This is a genomic window from Lelliottia nimipressuralis (assembly GCF_041464075.1).
Lineage (GTDB): Bacteria > Pseudomonadota > Gammaproteobacteria > Enterobacterales > Enterobacteriaceae > Enterobacter > Enterobacter nimipressuralis.
On sequence record NZ_CP167172.1, the window covers coordinates 3,768,282 to 3,791,080 of the forward strand.

21 protein-coding genes and 1 other RNA gene are annotated in these 22,799 nt (G+C 55.1%); 6 read left to right on the plus strand and 16 right to left on the minus strand.

Going from position 1 to position 22,799, the window contains the following annotated elements; genetic code table 11:
- Nucleotides 1-31 precede the first annotated feature (31 nt).
- The 6 genes from gcvH to ACB496_RS18110 all read right to left on the minus strand — a co-directional run bounded on the left by gcvH (nucleotide 32) and on the right by ACB496_RS18110 (nucleotide 6,292).
- Complete coding sequence (gcvH, locus tag ACB496_RS18085) at nucleotides 32-421, minus strand: glycine cleavage system protein GcvH (RefSeq protein WP_100779029.1); 390 nt, start codon at nucleotides 419-421, stop codon at nucleotides 32-34.
- A 24-nt stretch (nucleotides 422-445) separates the two neighbouring features.
- A complete protein-coding gene (gene gcvT / locus ACB496_RS18090; RefSeq protein ID WP_371973190.1) occupies nucleotides 446-1,540 on the minus strand; it encodes a glycine cleavage system aminomethyltransferase GcvT in 1,095 nt (364 codons plus the stop codon).
- 445 nt (nucleotides 1,541-1,985) lie between these two features.
- The gene (gene ubiI, locus ACB496_RS18095) at nucleotides 1,986-3,188 is read right to left on the minus strand and encodes an FAD-dependent 2-octaprenylphenol hydroxylase (protein WP_371973191.1); all 1,203 of its coding nucleotides are present in this window, start codon (nucleotides 3,186-3,188) and stop codon (nucleotides 1,986-1,988) included.
- A gap of 11 nt (nucleotides 3,189-3,199) precedes the next feature.
- The gene (ubiH, locus tag ACB496_RS18100) at nucleotides 3,200-4,378 is read right to left on the minus strand and encodes a 2-octaprenyl-6-methoxyphenyl hydroxylase (protein WP_371973192.1); all 1,179 of its coding nucleotides are present in this window, start codon (nucleotides 4,376-4,378) and stop codon (nucleotides 3,200-3,202) included.
- Nucleotides 4,375-5,688 carry a Xaa-Pro aminopeptidase gene (gene pepP / locus ACB496_RS18105; RefSeq protein WP_371973193.1) on the minus strand — a complete coding sequence of 438 codons (1,314 nt, stop codon included), beginning with the start codon at nucleotides 5,686-5,688 and terminating at the stop codon, nucleotides 4,375-4,377. Before pepP ends, ubiH begins: the two co-directional genes overlap by 4 nt.
- A 25-nt stretch (nucleotides 5,689-5,713) precedes the next feature.
- Nucleotides 5,714-6,292, minus strand: a complete 579-nt coding sequence (locus ACB496_RS18110) for a YecA family protein (RefSeq protein WP_123428885.1) — start codon at nucleotides 6,290-6,292, stop codon at nucleotides 5,714-5,716.
- Between the two features lie 166 nt (nucleotides 6,293-6,458).
- On the opposite strand from ACB496_RS18110, the gene zapA reads away from it, so the two are divergent.
- The 3 genes from zapA to ACB496_RS18125 all read left to right on the plus strand — a co-directional run bounded on the left by zapA (nucleotide 6,459) and on the right by ACB496_RS18125 (nucleotide 7,634).
- The gene (gene zapA, locus ACB496_RS18115; protein ID WP_100779023.1) at nucleotides 6,459-6,788 is read left to right on the plus strand and encodes a cell division protein ZapA; all 330 of its coding nucleotides are present in this window, start codon (nucleotides 6,459-6,461) and stop codon (nucleotides 6,786-6,788) included.
- A gap of 41 nt (nucleotides 6,789-6,829) precedes the next feature.
- A non-coding RNA gene (ssrS, locus tag ACB496_RS18120) (6S RNA) lies at nucleotides 6,830-7,013 on the plus strand.
- Between the two features lie 24 nt (nucleotides 7,014-7,037).
- Nucleotides 7,038-7,634: a 5-formyltetrahydrofolate cyclo-ligase gene (locus ACB496_RS18125; RefSeq protein WP_107702889.1), complete on the plus strand. Its 597-nt coding sequence runs from the start codon at nucleotides 7,038-7,040 to the stop codon at nucleotides 7,632-7,634.
- 106 nt (nucleotides 7,635-7,740) lie between these two features.
- Here the strand turns inward: ACB496_RS18125 and serA are convergent, their stop codons facing one another.
- Complete coding sequence (gene serA / locus ACB496_RS18130) at nucleotides 7,741-8,973, minus strand: phosphoglycerate dehydrogenase (RefSeq protein WP_100779021.1); 1,233 nt, start codon at nucleotides 8,971-8,973, stop codon at nucleotides 7,741-7,743.
- A gap of 264 nt (nucleotides 8,974-9,237) precedes the next feature.
- A complete protein-coding gene (gene rpiA, locus ACB496_RS18135) occupies nucleotides 9,238-9,897 on the minus strand; it encodes a ribose-5-phosphate isomerase RpiA (protein ID WP_100779020.1) in 660 nt (219 codons plus the stop codon).
- 189 nt (nucleotides 9,898-10,086) lie between these two features.
- On the opposite strand from rpiA, the gene argP reads away from it, so the two are divergent.
- Nucleotides 10,087-10,980 (plus strand): DNA-binding transcriptional regulator ArgP, encoded by an 894-nt coding sequence (gene argP / locus ACB496_RS18140; protein ID WP_100779019.1) that lies wholly within the window; start codon nucleotides 10,087-10,089, stop codon nucleotides 10,978-10,980.
- Nucleotides 10,981-11,017: 37 nt separating this feature from the next.
- Here the strand turns inward: argP and ACB496_RS18145 are convergent, their stop codons facing one another.
- Both ACB496_RS18145 and argO read right to left on the minus strand, forming a co-directional pair.
- On the minus strand, nucleotides 11,018-11,758 hold the full coding sequence (locus ACB496_RS18145) for an oxidative stress defense protein (RefSeq protein ID WP_100779018.1): 741 nt from the start codon (nucleotides 11,756-11,758) through the stop codon (nucleotides 11,018-11,020).
- A gap of 88 nt (nucleotides 11,759-11,846) precedes the next feature.
- Nucleotides 11,847-12,482 carry an arginine exporter ArgO gene (argO, locus tag ACB496_RS18150; protein WP_100779017.1) on the minus strand — a complete coding sequence of 212 codons (636 nt, stop codon included), beginning with the start codon at nucleotides 12,480-12,482 and terminating at the stop codon, nucleotides 11,847-11,849.
- 185 nt (nucleotides 12,483-12,667) lie between these two features.
- On the opposite strand from argO, the gene dctP reads away from it, so the two are divergent.
- Nucleotides 12,668-13,717 (plus strand): TRAP transporter substrate-binding protein DctP, encoded by a 1,050-nt coding sequence (dctP, locus tag ACB496_RS18155; protein WP_371973194.1) that lies wholly within the window; start codon nucleotides 12,668-12,670, stop codon nucleotides 13,715-13,717.
- Between the two features lie 50 nt (nucleotides 13,718-13,767).
- Here the strand turns inward: dctP and mscS are convergent, their stop codons facing one another.
- From mscS to tkt, 5 genes are all read right to left on the minus strand, one after another.
- A complete protein-coding gene (mscS, locus tag ACB496_RS18160) occupies nucleotides 13,768-14,628 on the minus strand; it encodes a small-conductance mechanosensitive channel MscS (RefSeq protein WP_100779015.1) in 861 nt (286 codons plus the stop codon).
- 187 nt (nucleotides 14,629-14,815) lie between these two features.
- Complete coding sequence (gene fbaA / locus ACB496_RS18165; RefSeq protein WP_100779014.1) at nucleotides 14,816-15,895, minus strand: class II fructose-bisphosphate aldolase; 1,080 nt, start codon at nucleotides 15,893-15,895, stop codon at nucleotides 14,816-14,818.
- A 92-nt stretch (nucleotides 15,896-15,987) separates the two neighbouring features.
- The gene (gene pgk / locus ACB496_RS18170) at nucleotides 15,988-17,151 is read right to left on the minus strand and encodes a phosphoglycerate kinase (protein ID WP_100779013.1); all 1,164 of its coding nucleotides are present in this window, start codon (nucleotides 17,149-17,151) and stop codon (nucleotides 15,988-15,990) included.
- Nucleotides 17,152-17,200: 49 nt separating this feature from the next.
- Nucleotides 17,201-18,220: an erythrose-4-phosphate dehydrogenase gene (gene epd / locus ACB496_RS18175; RefSeq protein ID WP_102104708.1), complete on the minus strand. Its 1,020-nt coding sequence runs from the start codon at nucleotides 18,218-18,220 to the stop codon at nucleotides 17,201-17,203.
- Nucleotides 18,221-18,688: 468 nt separating this feature from the next.
- On the minus strand, nucleotides 18,689-20,680 hold the full coding sequence (gene tkt / locus ACB496_RS18180; protein WP_371973195.1) for a transketolase: 1,992 nt from the start codon (nucleotides 20,678-20,680) through the stop codon (nucleotides 18,689-18,691).
- A 271-nt stretch (nucleotides 20,681-20,951) separates the two neighbouring features.
- Here tkt and ACB496_RS18185 point away from each other — a divergent pair, with 271 nt between their 5' ends.
- Nucleotides 20,952-21,710, plus strand: a complete 759-nt coding sequence (locus tag ACB496_RS18185) for a M48 family metallopeptidase (protein ID WP_100779010.1) — start codon at nucleotides 20,952-20,954, stop codon at nucleotides 21,708-21,710.
- A gap of 107 nt (nucleotides 21,711-21,817) precedes the next feature.
- Here ACB496_RS18185 and speB read toward each other — a convergent pair whose 3' ends face one another.
- Entirely contained in the window at nucleotides 21,818-22,738 is a 921-nt protein-coding gene (gene speB / locus ACB496_RS18190) for an agmatinase (RefSeq protein ID WP_002434404.1), read from the minus strand.
- Between the last annotated feature and the right edge of the window lie 61 nt (nucleotides 22,739-22,799).

Sequence of the window (22,799 nt, forward strand, 5' to 3'; positions counted from 1 at the left end):
CCTCCCCCTTTCGGGAGAGGGTGAAAAGCAATTACTCGTCTTCTAACAGTGCTGCGTACGCGGTTGCATCCAGCAGAGCTTCAACTTCTGCTTCGTCGTTCGCTTTGATTTTGAAAATCCAGCCGCCGGTGTACGGCTCGCTGTTAACCAGCTCTGGGGAGTCGCTCAGGGCGTCGTTGACGGCCACGATTTCGCCGCCCACTGGCGCGTAGATGTCAGACGCGGCTTTCACCGACTCTGCAACAGCGCAGTCGTCGCCCGCGCTCACGGTCGCGCCGACGTCCGGCAGGTCCACAAACACCATGTCACCCAGCAACTCTTGTGCATGCTCGGTGATCCCAACGGTGTAAGTCCCGTCGGCTTCTTTGCGCAGCCATTCGTGTTCTTTGCTGTATTTCAGTTCTGCTGGCACATTGCTCATTGGAATTCTCCTGATAAAAAATGATTAGGCGACCGGTTTACCGGCGCGAACAAAAATCGGTTTAGTCACGCTGACCGGCATTTCACGGTTGCGGATCTGCACCACGGCAGTCTCGCCAATCCCGGCCGGTACGCGCGCCAGCGCAATGCTGTAGCCCAGCGTCGGTGAGAATGTGCCGCTGGTGATAATGCCTTCATGAAGATTGCCGCTGGCATCGGTAAAACGCACAGGCAGTTCGTTACGCAGCACACCCTTCTCTTTCATCACCAGCCCGACCAGCTTATCGGTGCCTTTCTCACGCTGCAGTTCCAGCGCTTCACGGCCAATAAAATCGCGGTCAGCCGGTTCCCATGCGATGGTCCAGCCCATATTGGCAGCCAGCGGAGAGATACCTTCATCCATCTCCTGACCGTAGAGGTTCATCCCGGCTTCCAGACGCAGCGTATCGCGTGCGCCCAGGCCCGCAGGTTTGACACCGGCTTCAACCAGCGCACGCCAGAAATCGGCGGCTTTCTCGTTCGGCATCGCAATTTCATAGCCCGCTTCACCGGTGTAGCCGGTCGTCGCGATGAACAGATCGCCTGCCTGAACGCCGAAGAACGGCTTCATGCCTTCGGTCGCTTTACGCTGCTCTTCGCTGAACAGAGAAGCGGCTTTAGCCTGCGCGTTAGGACCCTGAACGGCGATCAGGGAAAGATCGTCACGTACGGTGATATCAACGGCGTATTTGGCGGCGTGTTCAGAAATCCAGGAGAGGTCTTTTTCGCGGGTGGCGGAGTTAACAACGAGGCGGAAGAAATCTTCAGTGAAGTAATAAACGATCAGGTCATCAATCACGCCGCCGGAGGCATTCAGCATCCCGGTGTAGAGCGCTTTGCCTGGCGTTTTGAGTTTGGCGACATCGTTCGCCAACAGATAACGCAAAAACTCCCGGGTGCGACTGCCGCGGAGATCGACAATGGTCATGTGGGAAACGTCGAACATCCCGGCATCGGTGCGCACGGCGTGGTGCTCATCGATCTGCGAGCCGTAATGCAGCGGCATCATCCAGCCATGGAAATCCACCATGCGCGCGCCGCATAACGTGTGTTGTTCGTACAAAGGAGTCTGTTGAGCCATCTTGTCCTCGTTGATTTAGCAGAGCGGGGCAATCTTGTGTTTCGCGCGAAATTTCACCACGAAACCCGGCGTCGGTATCACTCCTGGACGCCGACGCAAACGTTCTCTTTCCCCTGAACTTACCACCGAAATCGGCGATTAACCATAAGCTAAAGCGGGTCATCACATTAGCTTATGACCAAAAAACGCTGAAAAGCCTACAGAGTTATTCACTGGCAAAATGCGATTTACCCCGCATTAAATTAACTTTAATTTCACAATATTTAGCACAGGCTGATATTTTCTGTGGAAAAACGCGGCTAATTTCCGTCATGGAAAAAACACGACATTAGATAATCTAATGCGAAAAGAGGCGTGGAATTAGAATATTTCAAACGAGGGAAACATCCCGGCACAAAGGCCGGGAGAGGAAAGTGTGATGGGGGTCTAATTTAACGTTTATTGCTCAACGCAGCCACTCAGGAAGATCGTTTAAGCCCATCGCCTGGCGAAGGAGTTGCGGTTTGACGCCGGGAAGCGTATCCGCCAGTTTCAGTCCAACATCGCGCAGCAGTTTTTTCGCCGGATGGTTACCGGCAAACAGCTCGCGGAAGCCCTGCATCCCCGCCAGCATCATCGCCGCACTGTGTTTGCGGCTGCGCTCGTAGCGGCGCAGGTACAAATGCTGACCAATGTCTTTGCCTTCACGATGCAGACGACGCAGCTCTTCGATAAGCTCTGCGGCATCCATAAAGCCCAGATTCACGCCCTGCCCGGCCAGCGGATGAATAGTGTGTGCGGCATCGCCCACCAGCGCCAGACGGTGCGAGGCAAACTGCCGCGCGTAGCGTCCGGTCAGCGGGAAGAGCTGGCGTTCACTTTCCAGCGTACACAGCCCAAGACGGTTATCAAAGGCCATGCACAGCGCTTGATTAAATGCGTCAGGCGTCGCCGCCTCCATCTGCTGTGCTTTTTCCGGCACCAGTGACCAGACGATGGAGCACAGATGCGGATCGCTTAACGGCAGAAACGCCAGGATGCCGTCATTGTGGAAAATCTGACGCGCGACACCGCCGTGCGGTTCGGTCGTGCGGATCGTCGCCACCAGCGCATGATGACGGTAATCCCAGAAGGTGAGCGGAATATCCGCTTTGTTACGCAGCCAGGAGTTTGCGCCATCGGCACCCACAACCAGCCGCGCGGTCAGCATATCGCCGCTTTGCAGTGTCAGAAACGCCTCGTTTTCGCCCCAGGCGATCTGTTGCACCTGCGCGGGCGCCATCAGGGTGACGTCGGAACAGCTCTGGGCTTTGCGCCACAGAGCATGGTGAATCACCGCGTTTTCAACGATATGGCCCAGATGACTGTAGCCCATGCTTTCATCGTCAAAGGCGATATGGCCGAAGCTGTCTTTGTCCCACACTTCCATCCCGTGGTAGCAGCTGGCGCGAAACGCGGTGATCTCTGACCAGACGCCGAGATGCGTTAACAGCTTTTCACTGGCGGCGTTAATGGCCGACACGCGTAGCTCTGGCGGCGCGTCCTGCGCAACAGGCTGCGGCGGCTTATGTTCAAGCACCGCCACACGCAGGCCGCTGCCCTGTAAACCACAGGCCAGCGCCAGCCCCACCATTCCGCCGCCGACAATGGCAACATCAACATTCTGCACTTAGTAACTCCTTAACGAGCGACCCAACCGAGAGTTCGCTGCGCCAGCACGTCGCGTGCCGGAATGAATAGTTCCATCGCCATCAGACCCGCGTTGCGCCCGGCTACCAGCGGTACCCAGCGATTCGCGAACAGATGCACCAGGCCATCGGTCACACCGATGGTCGCCTCTTTATCTGCCTGACGGCGTGTCTGATACTGACAAAGCACGGAGTAAGCACCCCAATCGTCGCGATCCTGCCATGCCTGCGCCAGCGTCTCCGCCAGGCTCATGACATCGCGTAATCCTAAGTTAAACCCCTGCCCGGCAATCGGATGCAGGGTTTGCGCCGCATTCCCGACTAACGCCACACGATGAGACACGGAGCGCGACGCGGTGGTCAATGCCAGCGGATAGGCGGCGCGTTTCCCGGCGTGGGTGATTCGCCCTAAACGCCAGCCAAAGGCTTTTTGCAGTTCATCGCAAAAACGCGCATCTGACCAGGCCATCACGTCATCCATAGCATCCTGCGCGTGGCACCAGACCAGCGAACTGCGGCCAGCCGACATGGGCAGCATCGCCAGTGGGCCATGCTCGGTAAAACGTTCAAAGGCGCGGCCCTGATGAGGCACAGCGGTGGAAACGTTAGCGATCACCGCCGCCTGACTGTAAGGCTGCTGCTGCCATTCGATACCGCATTGGGTGGCAAGCGCAGAACGGGAGCCGTCTGCGGCCACCAGCAGTTTGCCGTCCAGCACGTTGCCGTTATCCAGCGTCACGCTCACACTCGCTTCACTGCGGGTGAAGCTTGCGACGCGCGCCGGGCAGTGCAGCGTCACGCCAGGCGCATCCTGCAATAAGCGGAACAGGCGCTGCCCCACGTCGTGCAGTTCGACCACCTGCCCGAGGGCATTAATGTGGTAATCCTGGGCATCGAGCGTAACAAAACCGGCGTGGCCGCGATCGCTGACGTGAACAGTTTTGATCGACGTCGCGCACTCGGCAATCGCCTGCCAGATACCCAGGCGTGACAGGTGCTGGCAGGTCCCCTGCGCCAGCGCAATCGCACGGGCATCAAAGCCTGGATGCTGCGCCGTCTGCGGCGCAACGGCTTCAACCAGGTGAACGGGGAGCTGGCCGTGCGTCAGCTGTGAGATGGCCAGCGCGAGCGTCGCCCCCGTCATGCCACCGCCCACAATGATCACACTCATACGCGCGCCGCCGCCATCAGAGCTTCGATCTCATCGGCCTTTTTGACTACGGATGCCGTGAGGTTTTCGTTGCCGTTTTCGGTGATTACGATGTCGTCTTCAATACGAATACCAATCCCGCGATACTCGGCAGGGACATCCGCATCGGGCGCGATATACAGGCCCGGTTCAACGGTTAACACCATCCCCGGCTCAAGGGTGCGCGAACGATCCGGACCGTAGCCGCCGACATCGTGGACATCCAGCCCCAGCCAGTGGCTCAGGCCGTGCATAAAGAACGCGCGGTGGGCGTTGTCGGCAATTAACTCTTCAACGTCGCCCTTGAGGATGCCCAGTTTCACCAGCCCGTTCACCATGATGCGGATCACCGAGCCAGTCACGTCCTGAATAGAGGTCCCCGGACGGAACAGCGTTAACGCGGTTTCCAGTGATTCCAGCACGATGTCGTAAACAGCGCGCTGCGCAGGGCTAAATTTGCCGTTCACCGGGAAGGTGCGGGTGATGTCACCGGCGTAACCGCGATATTCACACCCGGCGTCGATCAGCACCAGATCGCCGTCATGCAGTTCGCTTTCGTTTTCGGTGTAGTGCAGGATGCAGCCATTTTCCCCGCCGCCCACAATCGTGTTGTAGGACGGGAAGCGCGCCCCGTGGCGGTTGAATTCATGAAGAATTTCGCCTTCGAGCTGATACTCGAACATTCCCGGACGGCACTTTTCCATGGCGCGGGTATGGGCCTGCGCGCTGATTTCGCCCGCGCGGCGCATCACATCCAGCTCTTCCGGCGATTTAAACAGCCGCATTTCATGAACGATTGGGCGCCAGTCCGTCAGGGACGCGGGTGCCGATAAATTCTGACGAGAGCCTTTACGCAGTTTATCCAGCGCCTCAAACACCAGTTCATCGGCGTAAGCGTATTCGCCCTGAGCGTGATACACCACGTCCAGACCGTTGAGCAATTGATAGAGCTGCTCGTTGATTTCGCTGAAAGCCAGCGCGCGTTCCACGCCGAGTTTCTCTGGCGCGGCGTCTTGCCCTAAGCGGCGGCCAAACCAGATTTCGGCAGTCAGATCGCGAACGCGGTTAAAGAGAACGCTGTGGTTGTGGGTGTCATCGCTCTTAATCAGCACCAGTACCGCTTCAGGCTCGTTAAAGCCGGTGAAGTACCAGAAATCGCTGCTCTGGCGATAGGGATATTCGCTGTCATTGCTGCGTGTGGCTTCCGGTGCGGCAAAAATCAGTGCCGCGCTGCCCGGCTGCATATGGGCTAAAAGCGCCTGGCGGCGGCGAAGAAACTCCTGTTGAGTCATGACACCCTCCTGTGCGTTCTTTTTTTTAATGTAAGGTCGGTTTGCGGACTTCCGGTGCGGTCGGCTGTGAGCGCGTAAAGGTGTCGTGGCACAGCAGCGCCGCGACGCGTACGTACTCGATAATCTCTTCGACGGACATTTCCAGCTCTTCCTGATCTTCGTCTTCGTCGTAGCCCAGCTGCGCGATGTTGCGCAGATCGTCGATCGCTTCACCCGCTTCGCCGGTGACTTTATCGAGCTTAGGCTGCGTAACGCCCAGACCCAGCAGATAGTGGTTTACCCAGCCTGCCAGCGCATCGGCACGATCGAAGACGCTGACGTCGTCGCCATCAGGCAGATAAAGCTGAAAAAGGAAGCCATCGTCCTCCAGAGAATCACTGGTCGCCGAGTGCATTTTGCGCAGGGCTTCAGCAAGCTCGTGACCAAAGGCCAGACCTTCGTTCGTCAGGTCATGAAGCAGCGGCTGCCATGAGCTGTCGCTGTTTCCGCCGCACAGCATGCCACTGATCAGACCGTGCATTTCAGCAGGGGTCAAACCCACGCCCTGCTGGTTAAGTAACTGGCTTACTTCGTTGTAACCAGGCATTTCGTTCTGTATAGACATGCGCATTCGTCATCGTTGGAGGAATATTCATGATATGCTACCACTTTGGACCCTGGAGATACCAGAAAAGGGCTTGTATCTTCATATCAGGGTAGCTATAGTGTCGCCCCTTCGCAGCCCCCGGGCCATGTGCGAAGGTCGCGCAGTCAATCAGCAGGAAGGTGGCATGTCTGCACAACCCGTCGATCTCCAAATTTTTGGCCGTTCGCTGCGAGTGAATTGTCCGCCTGAACAAAGGGATGCTTTGAATCAGGCTGCGGATGATTTGAATCAGCGGTTGCAAGATCTAAAAGAACGCACTAGAGTCACAAATACTGAGCAGCTGGTTTTCATCGCCGCGTTGAACATCAGCTATGAATTAACTCAGGAAAAAGCGAAGACCCGCGACTACGCGGCGAGCATGGAGCAACGCATTAAAATGCTCCAACAGACCATTGAACAAGCGCTGCTTGATCAGGGTCGCACCCCCGAAAGGCCGGTGCAAAAGTTTGAATAACACTTTGCAGTTGACTATGGTAGAGTGACTGTGAAGACAAAATTTCTCTGAGATGTTCGCAAGCGGGCCAGTCCCCTGAGCCGATATTTCATACCACAAGAATGTGGCGCTCCATGGTCGGTGAGCATGCTCGGTTCGTCCGAGAAGCCTTAAGACTATGACGACACATTCACCTTGAACCAAGGGTTCAAGGGTTACAGCCTGCGGCGGCATCTCGGAGATTCCCCTTCTTTACTACCTTCAAGCATCATGACTCAATTTCCTGAAGTCCCTGCTTCCCGACAAGACATCCGTCAGTTAATCCGCAAACATCGTCGAGCGCTTTCGCCCGAACAACAAACGCATTTCGCCCAGCTTGCTGCCGCCCGTATGATGGCGTATCCCCCTGTGGTTATGGCCCATACCGTCGCCCTGTTTCTGTCGTTTGACGGCGAGCTGGATACCCAACCGCTGATCGAACAACTCTGGCGCGCCGGGAAAAAGGTCTATCTGCCGGTGCTGCACCCGTTCAGTCCGGGCAATCTGCTGTTCTTGCACTACCATCCGCACAGCGAACTGGTGGTGAACCGTCTGAAAATTAGCGAACCCAAACTCGACGTGCGCGATGTCCTCCCCTTAAGCGAACTGGACGTGCTGATCACGCCGCTGGTGGCTTTTGATGAAAGCGGTCAGCGTCTCGGAATGGGCGGAGGATTTTACGATCGCACGCTGCAAAACTGGCAGCAGTATGGTTTGCAGCCGGTGGGCTATGCCCATGATTGTCAGGGCGTAAAAGCGCTGCCGGTGGAAAAATGGGATATTCCGCTGCCCGCAGTGGTGACGCCTTCGAAAGTGTGGGAGTGGTGAGGTAAACAATAAAGCCGGGTGGCGGCTACGCCATACCCGGCTTACGATTTGGATTCACCAGAGGTCGGGTAAGGCGTCAGCCCCCCCCGACACAGCAAACCGCAGATTAGTACAACAGACGCGCGCGAATCGTACCCGGAATCGCCTTCATGCTCAGCAGCGCTTTCTCCGCCACATCTTCATCTGCTTCGATATCAATAACCACATAGCCCATCTGCGAGTTAGTTTGCAGATACTGCGCGGCGATGTTGACGCTCTGCTCGGCAAAAATCTGGTTAATCGCGGTCAGCACGCCTGGACGGTTTTCGTGGATATGCAGCAGACGGCGACCGCCGTGCAGCGGCAGAGACACTTCCGGGAAGTTCACCGCAGACAGCGTAGATCCGTTATCGGAATACTTGCTCAGTTTACCCGCCACTTCCAGACCGATATTTTCCTGTGCTTCCTGGGTCGAACCGCCAATGTGCGGCGTCAGGATCACGTTGTCGAATTCACACAGCGGAGAGGTAAACGGATCGCTGTTGGTGGCCGGTTCTGTCGGGAATACGTCGATAGCCGCGCCCGCCAGATGCTTACGCTTCAGGGCATCGCACAGGGCAGGAATATCCACTACCGTACCGCGAGCGGCATTGATCAGCAGTGCGCCCGGTTTCATCAGCGCCAGCTCTTCCGCACCCATCATATTTTTGGTGGAGGCGTTTTCCGGCACGTGCAGGCTCACCACATCGCTCATGTTCAGCAGATCGGAAAGATGCTGCACCTGGGTCGCGTTACCCAGCGGCAGTTTGTTTTCGATATCGTAGAAAAAGACATTCATGCCGAGAGATTCGGCCAGAATCCCCAGCTGCGTCCCGATATGGCCGTAGCCGATAATCCCCAGCTTTTTACCGCGCGCTTCGAACGAGCCGGAAGCCAGCTTGTTCCACACACCGCGGTGGGCTTTGGCGTTCGCCTCCGGAATACCGCGCAGCAGTAGCAGCAGCTCGCCAATCACTAACTCCGCCACGGAACGGGTGTTGGAGAAAGGTGCGTTAAAGACCGGCACGCCGCGTTTGGCTGCCGCATTCAGATCAACCTGATTAGTACCGATGCAGAAGCAGCCGATAGCCACCAGCTTCTCAGCGCAGGCAATAACCTCTTCAGTCAGGTGAGTACGGGATCGCAGGCCAATGAAATGGGCATCACGGATGGATTCTTTCAGCTGCTCAGTATCCAGCGCGCCTTTGTGGAATTCGATGTTGGTGTACCCTGCTGCACGAAGGTTATCGAGTGCTTTCTGATGCACCCCTTCGACGAGCAGAAACTTAATCTTGTCTTTTTCCAGTGATACCTTTGCCATTTACCCGACCCTGTTTTGTCTGAACTGATGTTGTGCTGGATTTAAATCCGCTCCCGCCAACATATCAAAAAAAACTATTGCAGCAATATGAACGTTTGCGTCGCCACTCTGAAGAAAAGTCATCCAGGGCGAAATGTCAGAGGAAAATGCTGTGGATAATCAGGAAAGCGGCAGGATCGTCAGAACAGGTCAAAAAACGTGACACAAGTCACCGAATTTCGCTTTTGAAAAATATTTAGCGGGGGGAAGGCTCCCCCCGTCAGATCATTTTACGATGGTTTTCACGCCGTCAGCGGTGCCAATCAGCGCCACATCCGCGCCACGGTTGGCGAATAGCCCTACCGTCACTACGCCTGGGATGGCGTTAATGGCATTTTCCATCGCCACCGCGTCCATAATCTCCATACCGTGAACGTCGAGGATGACGTTACCGTTGTCAGTCACCACGCCCTGGCGATATTCCGGACGACCGCCCAGTTTCACCAGCTGACGCGCCACTGCGCTGCGCGCCATCGGAATGACTTCAACCGGCAGCGGGAAGTTACCGAGAATATCCACCTGCTTAGACGCATCCGCGATACAGATAAATTTATCCGCGACGGAAGCGATGATCTTTTCACGCGTCAGGGCAGCCCCGCCGCCTTTGATCATCTGCATATGGCCGTTGATCTCATCAGCGCCATCAACGTAAATCCCCAGACGATCGACTTCGTTAAGATCGAAGACCGTAATGCCGAGACTTTTCAGCTTTTCCGTGGAAGCATCGGAGCTGGATACCGCGCCCTCGATCTGCCCTTTCATCGTGCCGAGCGCATCAATAAAATGTGCGGCGGTCGAGCCAGTCCCGACACCGACAATGGTACCGGGTTGTACGTACTGGAGAGCGGCCCATCCTACTGCTTTTTTCAGTTCATCCTGCGTCATGATCTTTTTGCCTGTGGTGTGAAAACTCAGGGCGTATTATAGAACAGGCAGGCAGGGAATGTCCCTGTGACCGGTGTCACATTACCGAGCAAAGCCCTGACAGATCCGATGTGGTCGGAATTGGTCTGTCACAAAGGGAAATTTGTGTCATAGTGCAGAATCAGCAAAATTCAGGAGTACTGCCCCGCAATGAAACGTCCGGACTACAGAACACTACAGGCGCTTGATGCCGTCATTCGTGAACGAGGTTTTGAGCGCGCAGCGCAGAAGCTGTGCATCACTCAATCCGCCGTGTCACAGCGAATCAAACAGCTTGAGAATATGTTCGGACAACCGCTGCTGGTGCGTACCGTTCCGCCACGTCCGACGGAACAAGGGCAGAAGCTGCTGGCCCTGCTGCGTCAGGTTGAGCTGCTGGAAGAGGAGTGGCTGGGCGATGAACAGACCGGTTCCACGCCGCTGCTGCTCTCGCTGGCGGTGAACGCCGACAGTCTGGCCACCTGGCTGCTGCCCGCCCTCTCCTCAGTGCTGGCCGATTCCCCTATCCGCCTCAATCTGCAGGTGGAAGATGAAACCCGTACTCAGGAGCGGCTGCGTCGTGGCGAAGTGGTGGGTGCGGTCAGTATCCAGCCGCAGGCGTTGCCAAGCTGCCTGGTCGATCAGCTCGGCGCGCTGGACTATCTTTTTGTCGGCTCAAAAGAGTTTGCTGAGCGTTATTTCCCGAATGGCGTCACCCGTGCCGCGCTGCTGAAAGCCCCTGCCGTGGCCTTCGATCATCTCGACGATATGCATCAGGCGTTCTTACAACAGAACTTCGATCTGCCGCCGGGCAGCGTGCCCTGTCATATCGTGAATTCGTCTGAAGCCTTCGTGCAGCTGGCCCGTCAGGGGACGACCTGCTGTATGATCCCGCATTTGCAGATTGAGAAAGAGTTGAAGAGCGGTGAACTTATCGACTTAACGCCGGGGCTGTATCAGCGTCGGATGTTGTACTGGCACCGTTTTGCGCCGGAGAGCCGCATGATGCGCAACGTCACCGATGCACTGCTGGCCTACGGGCATAAGGTGTTGAGACAGGATTAATAAAAAAGCCGGGTTACCCCGGCTTTTTTGTCATTGATTACTGCGCAGGCGCCTGCTGTTGCTGCTGACCCTGTGCCGGTTCCAGCTGGAAGACCACATCCACCTGATCGTCGAACTGAATGGTCGGCTGCTCGTAAGTTTCCTGTGCGGAAACCGGTGCGGCATCGGCCTTCATCATGCGAACCATCGGGCTTGGCTGGTAGTTAGAGACGTGGTAACGCACGCTATACACCGGGCCGAGCTTCGATTTGAAGCCAGAAGCCAGCTGCTCTGCCTGACGTACTGCGTCGTCAATCGCCGCTTTGCGCGCTTCGTCTTTGTATTTCTCCGGTTGCGCAACGCCCAGCGATACGGAACGGATTTCGTTCAGACCCGCTTTCAGCGCGCCATCCAGCAGCGAGTTCAGCTTATCGAGCTGACGTACAGTCACTTCTACCGTACGCACGGCGCGATAGCCTTTCAGAATGCTTTTACCATTCTGGTAGTCGTAATCTGGCTGGGTGCGAAGATTCGCCGAGTTAATGTCTTTCTTTGCAACGCCGTTCTGCTCAAGGAAAGAGAGATATTGCGCAACGCGATCGTCGGCCTGTTTCTTGGCTGACGCAGCATCTTTTGCCGCCACGTTCACTTCAATCGCAAGGGTTGCAACATCGGGAGCAGCGTCCACGCTTGCCGTACCGGAAGTGACAATGTGCGGTCCATTTGGCAATTCGTTTGCCTGTACCGATACTGCACCAAAACTGACTAATGCCGCCAGGGCCATCACTTTAAACTTCACTGTTATTCCTCCATGTTGCGAAGTGCCCACCTAAGGGCGCATGCCAGCAAGCTTAGCGTGTCTGCTTCAGTTGTCCATAAGACAACGCTTAGTTGAACAATACCTGTACGTGACTAATGCCCTCTTTCGCCAGCTGGAACGCGATAAACCACATCACCACGCCGACGAGAATATTAATGATGCGCTGCGCTTTGGCGGTGCGTAAGCGCGGAGCAAGCCAGGCGGCAAGTATCGCCAGACCAAAAAACCACAGGAAGGAAGCGCTCACGGTTCCCAGCGCGAACCAGCGTTTAGGTTCGACATCCAGCTGACCGCCCAGGCTGCCGAGCACCACGAAGGTATCCAGATAAACGTGTGGATTAAGCCAGGTCACCGCCAGCATGGTGGCGATGATCTTCCAGCGTCCCTGCTTCATCACTTCGGCGCTGGCAAGTTCCAGGTTACTGCTCATGGCGGTTTTCAGTGCGCCAAAACCGTACCATAGCAGGAACGCCACCCCGCCCCAGGTCACCAGTGCCAGCAGCCACGGCGACTGCATCAGCAGCGCGCTACCGCCAAAAATTCCGGCGCAAATGAGCAGCAAATCGCTGACGGCGCAGAGCATGGCGATCATCAGGTGATACTGGCGACGGATCCCCTGGTTCATGACGAACGCATTTTGGGGACCGAGCGGTAAAATCATGGCTGCGCCTAGCGCAAGACCTTGAAAGTAATAAGATAACATGGGGAAATACTCTTACACGATTGTCGTTACGGCAGACTATACTGCGAGATCTTCATTAGAGGAAATTGATAATATTAATCCCTAATTAGCTACCCTAATGATGCCGTATTGAGATTCTGACAAACGTTTTAACTCCGGATTTAGCGTATGCTGAAGGTATCAGCAACCGTACCAAAGGAATGGATATGAAGCATAACGCGAAGGCTTTACTTTACTGCGCCGCATGGGTGTTTACCTGCTTGTGGGCTGCCACCGCAAGCGCGACCACTACGTTACGCTATACCGATCACGAACCGTACGGAAACATGCGTACCCGGCTCATAAAAGAGACTTTTTTTAGAGCGATTGAGACGGAATCCCTCGGTCGCCTGAAAATCGACGCCCACTGGAACGGCGAGCTGTCCACCAGCTATAACGCACTAACGACCATCAGCCAGGGCGGTGTTGCGGATATGGGCACTGTCGTCCCCGAATACACGCCCGACCTCCTTCCACGGCACCAGATATTTAAGAGCTTCCCTCTTGGGCCTGCCAGCGGTAATGCCCAGGCGGCTGCCTTTGAGCGCATCTTCAAGAATTATCGCCAGTTTGGGAACGAGCTTGAAAAAAATAACGTGATAAACCTGCAGTTTTTCCTCGGGTATCCGGTAGGTTTTTTCACCACCCAACCCAATGTGAAACTCGATCAGTTGAACGCAAGCAAATGGCGAACGGCCAGTTTCTGGCATCAGTCATTTTTACGTAACGCGGGTGGCGTTCCGGTGAATATGCCGTGGAATGAGCACATTACCGAAGCGCTGAAGGACGGGCAGCTTGACGGCCTGATGGTTAACCTCGACAGCGGGCACGATATTCACGCCGAGCGGGCCGCACCTTATATTCAGGTTTCTCCTTCCCTGTGGCTCGGACACGTATATCTGCTGGTGATGAATAAAGCGGTGTGGGACAGCCTCGACGTCAAGGATCGCGGTGCCATCAGACGTGCGGCAGCCGCTACGCAAAAACGTCTTGGCGCAGCGCAAGAGGCTAATCTGGCCGAGATGACCAACGCGATGAAACGAGAAGGCGCAACCATTCATTACCTGACGAACGACGAGCTGAAAGCCTGGCAAGCCGCCACCGGGTACCAGCAGGTTCAGGCCGAATGGGTCACTCAGCAGGAAAACAAAGGAATCAGTGATGCGGGACTGTTGATGCAGGGTGTCAGCAGCATTGTTAACCAGACACTGAGATAAAATAAACGCCCGCCGGTATTCACGCGCGGGCGTTGTTTGTCAGAACGGATTTATTCGCTCGCGTGTTCTTTCACGCGCTTGAAGTTCACGTCCATCTGCGGATACGGGAAGCTGATACCGTTAGCGTCAAATTCACGCTTAATGCGCTCCAGCACGTCCCAGTAAACTTCCTGCAAATCGCTGCTTTTGCTCCAGATGCGTACCACGAAATTGATCGACGAAGCCCCCAGTTCGTTCAGACGAACAGTTCTCTCGCGGTCCTGGATGATACGAACATCCGACTCAATGATATTCGTCAGCAGCGCTTTCACCTTATCGATATCGGAATCATACGCCACGCTGATCAACAGTTCGTTACGACGTACCGGTTCGCGGGAAAAGTTAATGATGTTTCCGGCGATGATTTTACCGTTCGGCACCACAACGATACGGCCATCAACGGTGCGCAGGGTGGTGGAGAAAATCTGCACCTGCAGCACGGTCCCGGCAATGCCGCCTAAATCGACGTATTCACCGGAGCGGAACGGGCGGAAAGTCACCAGCAGCACGCCTGCGGCGAGGTTCGACAGTGAACCCTGCAGGGCCAGACCGATAGCCAGACCCGCAGCACCGAGTACCGCGATGACGGAGGCCGTCTGTACACCGACGCGCCCAAGCGCAGCAATCAGCGTAAAGGCAATCAGGCCGTAGCGCACCAGCGCGGAGAGGAAATCTGCCACCGTGGCATCAATCTGACGCGCGCGCATCACGCGGTTGATCGCATTGGACACCACGCGTGCCACGATCATACCGACGATAATAATTGCAATCGCCGCCACGATATTCACCGCATAACTCAGCAGTAGCGCCTGGTTGCGCACCAGCCAGGTGCCCGCGTTGTTGATGCCATCTACTACACCGAGATCATCCATTCATTCTTCCTTTTGCTAATCCAGACAAAAAATCCATCTCACTGGGAGACAGGCAGGTCAGTAAAGGGTAAACAAAAAGTGCTGATTATGCCAAACAGATCACACAATCGGCCGTGGCAGCCCGTTGAAAAGGCATAAAAAAAGGCCCGCAAATGCGGACCTTTTTAACGCTTTTCAGCAACTCAAATTACAGAACGTCAACCGCGTTCAGTTCTTTGAATGCCTGCTCCAGACGGGTAATCATAGAAGTCTGGGCAGCACGCAGCCATACGCGTGGATCGTAGTATTTCTTGTTCGGCTGGTCTTCGCCTTTCGGGTTGCCCAGCTGGCCTTGCAGGTAAGCTTCGTTGGTTTTGTAGTACTGCAGGATGCCGTCCCAGGTTGCCCATTGGGTATCGGTATCGATGTTCATTTTCACTACACCGTAGCTTACGGAATCTTTGATTTCCTGAGCAGAAGAACCGGAACCGCCGTGGAAGACGAAGTTCAGGCTGTTGTGCGGCAGGTTGTGTTTCTTAGAAACATATTCCTGAGAATCGCGCAGGATAGTTGGAGTCAGAACCACATTACCTGGCTTGTAAACGCCGTGTACGTTACCGAAAGATGCCGCGATGGTGAAACGTGGGCTGATTTTGCTCAGCTCGGTGTACGCGTAATCAACATCTTCTGGCTGGGTGTACAGTGCAGAAGCGTCCATGTGGCTGTTGTCCACGCCGTCTTCTTCACCGCCGGTGCAACCCAGTTCGATCTCCAGGGTCATCCCCATTTTGGACATGCGCGCCAGGTATTTGGAGCAGATTTCGATGTTTTCGTGCAGTGACTCTTCAGACAGGTCGATCATGTGCGAAGAGAACAGTGGCTTACCGGTCGCTGCGAAGTGTTTTTCACCCGCGTCCAGCAGACCGTCGATCCATGGCAGCAGTTTCTTCGCGCAGTGGTCGGTGTGCAGGATAACTGGAACACCGTAGTGCTCAGCCATCTGGTGTACGTGGTGCGCACCAGAGATAGCGCCCAGGATTGCTGCGCCCTGAGGAACATCAGTTTTAACGCCTTTACCCGCGATGAACGCAGCGCCGCCGTTAGAGAACTGTACGATAACCGGAGCTTTAACTTTTGCAGCGGTTTCCAGTACGGCGTTAATGGAGTCGGTACCCACGCAGTTAACTGCCGGCAGAGCAAAGTTGTTTTCTTTTGCTACCTGGAACACTTTCTGAACGTCATCACCAGTGATCACGCCAGGTTTTACGAAATCAAAAATTTTAGACATGTTACGTAGTCCTGTATCTTCGGCCGTTAGAAAAGGTGCGAGCTCTAAAAAGCACGCTGAAATTTGGGCAGGTTTCCCTGCCCATGAATGGCTTACTTCTTAGCGCGCTCTTCGAGCATTGCTACTGCTGGCAGAACTTTGCCTTCCACGAATTCGAGGAATGCGCCGCCACCAGTGGAGATGTAGGAAATTTTGTCGGAAATACCGAACAGGTCGATTGCCGCCAGAGTGTCGCCGCCGCCTGCGATGGAGAACGCTTCGCTGTCTGCGATTGCGTTAGCCACGATTTCAGTCCCTTTACGGAAGTTAGGGAATTCGAACACGCCAACCGGGCCATTCCACAGAATGGTTTTCGCGTTTTTCAGGATGTCAGCCAGTTTCTGTGCAGACACGTCGCCCAGGTCCAGAATCTGCTCTTCATCTTTGATGTCGTTTACAGACTTCAGCGTCGCGGTCGCCGTTTCAGAGAACTCGGTTGCTACGCGCACGTCAGTTGGGACAGGGATATCGCAAGTGGTCAGAAGACGTTTTGCTTCGTCAACCAGGTCTGCTTCATACAGGGATTTACCCACGTTGTGGCCTTGAGCGGCAACGAAGGTGTTCGCGATACCACCGCCAACGATCAGCTGGTCAGCGATTTTAGACAGGGAATCCAGAACGGTCAGTTTGGTAGACACTTTAGAACCACCAACGATAGCAACCATTGGACGTGCTGGTTCTTTCAGTGCTTTACCCAGTGCTTCCAGTTCGTCAGCCAGCAGTGGACCTGCGCAAGCTACGTCTGCGAATTTACCGATACCGTGGGTCGAAGCCTGAGCACGGTGAGCCGTACCGAATGCATCCATCACGAAGACGTCGCACAGTGCAGCGTATTTTTTGGACAGTGCTTCGTCGTCTTTCTTCTCGCCTTTGTTAAAGCGAACGTTTTCCAGAACAACCAGTTCACCTGCAGCCACTTCAACGCCGTCCAGGTAGTCTTTAACCAGACGTACCGGGCTGGACAGTTTGTCTTTCAGGTAATTAACAACCGGCAGCAGAGAGAATTCTTCGTTGTACTCGCCTTCGGTCGGACGACCCAGGTGAGAGGTTACCATCACTTTCGCACCCTGTTTCAGTGCCAGTTCGATGGTTGGCAGAGAAGCACGAATACGCGCATCGCTGGTCACTTTGCCATCTTTAACAGGTACGTTCAGATCGGCACGGATGAAAACGCGTTTACCTGCCAGATCCAGATCGGTCATCTTAATTACAGACATGGTGAATCCTCTCGTTGATTCTTAAAGTTTTGCATGCGCACTTTGCGCCCTACCTGAAACCTTGTGCGGCCATGGCTAACGTGGTGTCGAGCATCCTGTTAGCAAAGCCCCATTCATTATCGCACCACACCAGCGTTTTGATGAGGTGAGCACCGCTGACCCGCGTCTGTGTACCATCGACAATGGCACTGTGCGGATCGTGGTTAAAATCTACTGAGACCAACGGTAATTCCGTATAGTCAACTATACCATGAAATGCACCCTGTGCCGCTTTTTGCAGCAACAGGTTGACTTCACTGGCTTTTACCGGTTTTTTAACCGTGACACTGAGGTCAATCGCGGTGACATTTATGGTCGGCACGCGAACCGCAATGGCTTCAAAACGGTCGTTAAACTGCGGAAAAATTCGGGTAATTCCGGCCGCCAGTTTCGTATCCACCGGAATGATTGACTGACTCGCCGCACGTGTGCGACGCAAGTCCGGGTGATACGCGTCGATAACCTGCTGATCGTGCATGGCGGAGTGAATCGTGGTTACTGTGCCCGATTCGATGCCATACGCATCGTCTAGCAGTTTGATGACCGGAATAATGCAGTTTGTGGTGCAGGAGGCATTAGAGACAATACGGTGTTCGGCTTGCAGCTCGAGATGGTTCACGCCGTAGACGACGGTTGCGTCGAGATCGTGACCACCGGGATGGGAAAACAGGACTTTCTTCGCGCCTGCTGCCAGATGCGCCTCGCCGTGTTCGCGATTGCCGTACACGCCGGTACAATCCAGCACCACATCCACACCCAATTCACGCCACGGCAGCGCGTCAATACTGCGCTCATGCAGGACGCGAATCACATCATCGCCGACGAACAGTTGCTCTCTTTCCTGGCGTACATCCCAGGCAAAGCGCCCATGGCTGGTATCGTATTTCAACAAATGCGCCATACCCGCCGCGTCTGCCAGTTCATTGACAGCCACTACGGTGATTTCCGCCCGACGTCCTGATTCATATAATGCGCGAACCACGTTACGTCCGATGCGACCAAAGCCATTAATCGCTACGCGTACGGTCATAGGTCTCCTGCAAGGCTATCCCTGAGATTGAGGTGGCTGAAAGAGTAATCCAGCTACGCTCATAGGGGAATCCTTGCCTGTCACAAACTGCGACTGATTGGTCAATTGTCGAACATTTAATCGACTGAAACGCTTCAGCAAGAATAAGCGAAACGGGGAATAAAAGGAACGTTCGCCCGGAGGGATTCGCCATTTATCTGACTTGCGTCACATTTCTTCGTCCATTTACCGCGGAATTATTCCACTCCGGCGAAAACATATTCGCCCTCAGCCGTCATCCGTGGCGTCAGGTCCGCCGTTCGACTATCGCAAAGAACAGGCGCCACGTTTGGACCCTCAGTGCGCAAATTAAAGGCTACTCTCTTCCTTCGGCAGTTTTTCCCCATATAAAAAAACCAGGCGGTATTGCTACCCACCTGGTTTTTTTATAGCGCCCGGCAAGACTCTCGCCGCCGGGCGTTTACGCGATTACAGCAGTTCTTTCGCTTTCGCGACTACGTTCTCAACGGTGAAGCCAAACTCTTCGAACAGCAGTTCTGCAGGTGCAGATTCGCCGAAGGTGGTCATACCGACGATGGCACCGTTCAGGCCCACGTATTTGAACCAGTAGTCAGCGATACCCGCTTCCACAGCCACGCGCGCAGAAACGGCTTTCGGCAGTACGGATTCACGGTAAGCCGCATCCTGTTTGTCGAACGCGTCGGTAGACGGCATGGAGACCACGCGCGCTTTCACGCCTTCGGCAGACAGTTGATCCCACGCAGCTACCGCCAGCTCAACTTCAGAACCGGTCGCGATGATAATCAGCTGTGGCTGACCTGCGCAGTCTTTCAGCACATAACCACCGCGAGCGATGTTAGCCAGCTGCTCTTCGGTACGATCCTGCTGTGCCAGGTTCTGACGAGAGAGAATCAGCGCGGTTGGACCGTCCTGACGCTCAACGCCATATTTCCACGCTACCGCAGACTCAACCTGGTCACATGGACGCCATGTGGACATGTTCGGGGTCACGCGCAGAGAAGCCACCTGCTCAACCGGCTGGTGAGTCGGGCCATCTTCGCCCAGACCGATAGAGTCATGGGTATAGACCATTACCTGACGCTGTTTCATCAGCGCAGCCATACGCACGGCATTACGCGCATATTCTACGAACATTAGGAAGGTAGAGGTGTACGGCAGGAAGCCACCGTGCAGAGAGATACCGTTCGCAATGGCGGTCATACCGAATTCACGCACACCGTAATGGATGTAGTTACCGGCGGTATCTTCGTTGATCGCTTTAGAACCAGACCAGATCGTCAGGTTAGACGGTGCCAGGTCAGCAGAGCCGCCGAGGAATTCTGGCAGCAGTGGACCGAAAGCTTCGATCGCATTCTGAGACGCTTTACGGCTGGCAATTTTAGCCGGGTTAGCTTGCAGCTTAGCGATGATCTCTTTCGCTTTCGCGTCGAAATCTTCCGGCATGTCACCTTTCATACGACGGGTGAATTCTGCCGCTTCCTGCGGGAAGGCTTTTGCGTAAGCTGCGAATTTCTCATTCCAGACGGACTCTTTCGCCTGGCCTGCTTCTTTGGCATCCCACTGAGCGTAAATCTCAGACGGGATTTCAAATGGCGCGTATTTCCAGCCCAGCTGTTCGCGGGTCAGTGCAATTTCTGCGTCGCCCAGCGGTGCGCCGTGAGAATCGTGAGTACCCGCTTTGTTTGGAGAACCGAAACCGATGATGGTTTTGCACATCAGCAGGGATGGTTTGTCAGTCACGGCACGCGCTTCTTCTGCTGCACGTTTAATCGCGTCTGCATCGTGGCCGTCAACACCACGCACAACGTGCCAGCCGTAAGCTTCGAAACGTTTTGCGGTGTCGTCAGTGAACCAGCCTTCAACGTGACCATCAATGGAGATGCCGTTGTCGTCGTAGAACGCAACCAGTTTACCCAGTTTCAGAGTACCGGCCAGGGAGCACACTTCGTGAGAAATGCCTTCCATCATGCAGCCGTCGCCCATGAAAGCGTAGGTGAAGTGATCAACGATATCGTGACCTGGACGGTTGAACTGTGCCGCCAGCGTTTTCTCTGCAATCGCCATACCGACCGCATTCGCAATACCCTGACCCAGTGGACCGGTTGTGGTCTCAACGCCCGCGGTATAACCCACTTCCGGGTGACCTGGGGTTTTGGAGTGCAGCTGACGGAAGTTCTTCAGCTCTTCGATTGGCAGCGCATAACCCGTGAGGTGCAGCAGGCTGTAGATCAGCATAGAGCCGTGGCCGTTGGACAGCACGAAGCGGTCGCGGTCAGCCCAAGATGGGTTCTGCGGGTTATGGTTCAGGAAATCACGCCACAGGACTTCGGCAATGTCAGCCATACCCATAGGGGCACCCGGGTGACCGGATTTGGCTTTCTGTACTGCGTCCATGCTCAGCGCACGAATAGCATTAGCAAGCTCTTTACGTGAGGACATTTTAACTCCAGATCGGACTGTTAAAGGCCGCGCCCTTGACGACAGCGCGTTTTGGGCTATGCCAGAAAAAAGTGCCAACAATGTAACCCAAGCGACAAAGCATGTACATGGAGCATTCTTTTGCCCTTTAAGAAATCTCTGGATCACGCTCGCATGTTGCGCAATCTACTCGCCCGGGGCTCCAGATATTCCTTATACTTAGCGCGACTGCGGCTTCGCTGCCGGAGCATTTTTCAGACTTTTTTCAGTTAACGAGTACGGAAGCAACATCATGAAAATGCGTGCAATAGTGCTGGCCCTGGGTACGACGCTCCTGCTGAGCGGTTGTCAGAATATGGATTCAAACGGTCTGATGAGCTCTGGCGCAGAAGCCTTCCAGGCTTATTCCCTGAGCGATGCGCAGGTCGTCGCGCTGAGCGACCAGGCGTGTAAAGAGATGGACGGAAAAGCGACCATCGCACCGGCCAGTAGCACTTACGCGCAGCGTCTGAACAAGATTGCCGCCGCGCTGGGCGATAACATCAACGGCCAGGCAGTGAATTACAAAGTCTATATGGCGAAAGACGTGAACGCGTTTGCGATGGCGAACGGCTGTATCCGCGTTTACAGCGGGTTAATGGACATGATGACGGATAATGAAGTCGAAGCGGTGATCGGCCATGAAATGGGCCACGTCGCACTCGGCCACGTGAAGAAAGGTATGCAGGTGGCGCTCGGCACCAATGCCGTGCGTGCGGCGGCAGCCTCTGCAGGCGGTATCGTTGGCAGTCTGTCCCAATCCCAACTGGGTGATGTGGGCGAAAAACTGGTTAACTCCCAGTTCTCCCAACGTCAGGAGTCAGAAGCGGACGACTACTCCTACGATCTGTTGCGCAAGCGCGGGATCAATCCGTCAGGCTTAGCCACCAGCTTTGAGAAACTGGCAAAATTGGAAGAAGGCCGTCAAAGCTCAATGTTTGACGATCACCCGGCGTCCGCAGAGCGTGCGCAACATATCCGCGATCGCATGGCGGCAGACGGGATCAAATAATCCCCTCCAGAAAAGCCAGTAACGACACGGGCAGCGCACCGTCACCCGGGAGTACGTGAGGGTGACGGGCACTGCCCGGTTTCAAAATGGCGAGTCAAACAGCCCGATTACTCGCCTTTTTTGGCTGCCTGAATGTACAGCATTTCCAGCGCCAGTGTTGCAGCGGCCAGAGCCGTGATTTCAGACTGATCGTACGCTGGCGCCACTTCTACCACGTCCATTCCCACGATGTTCAGGTCTTTCAGACCGCGAACCAGTTTGATCGCACGGTCAGACGTCAGGCCACCAATGACCGGCGTACCGGTGCCCGGTGCAAACGCGGGGTCCAGGCAGTCGATATCAAAGGTCAGGTAGACAGGCATGTCGCCGACAATCTGCTTCACCTGTGCGATGATATCGTCCACGCCACGATCGTTCACCTGGCAGGCGTCCAGCACGGTGAAGCCGTTATCTTTGTCGAATTCAGTACGGATACCGATCTGCACAGAGTGATTTGGATCGATCAGGCCTTCGTTCGGCGCAGTGTAGAACATAGTGCCATGGTCAAACTCGCAGCCGTTCGCGTAGGTGTCCGTGTGGGCATCGAAATGCACCAGCGCCATTTTACCGAAATGCTTCGCGTGCGCGCGCAGCAGCGGCAGCGTCACAAAGTGGTCACCGCCGAAGGAGAGCATGCGCTTACCGGCAGCCAGCAGTTTTTCTGCGTGCGCCTGCAGTTTTTCGCTCATTTCACGCGCGTCGCCGAAGGCATACACCAGATCGCCGCAGTCGACGACGTTCAGGCGCTCACGCATATCGAAGTTCCACGGGAAACGGTTGTGCTCCCAGGCCAGGTTGGTAGAGACCTGACGAATGGCCGCCGGACCGTGACGGCCACCGGCACGACCGGAAGTTGCCATATCAAACGGAACGCCGGTGATTACCCAGTCAGCGTCGCTGTCGTACGGCTGGAAGTTCATCGGGAGACGTAAAAAACCAAACGCGTTAGATACCAGAGAGTTGTCGTACTGATGACCTAAAGTGCTCATGTCCTGACCTCATGTAGAGTCGATGCATTAAAAATAGATGAAAAAAAATCCCCTCCGCGTC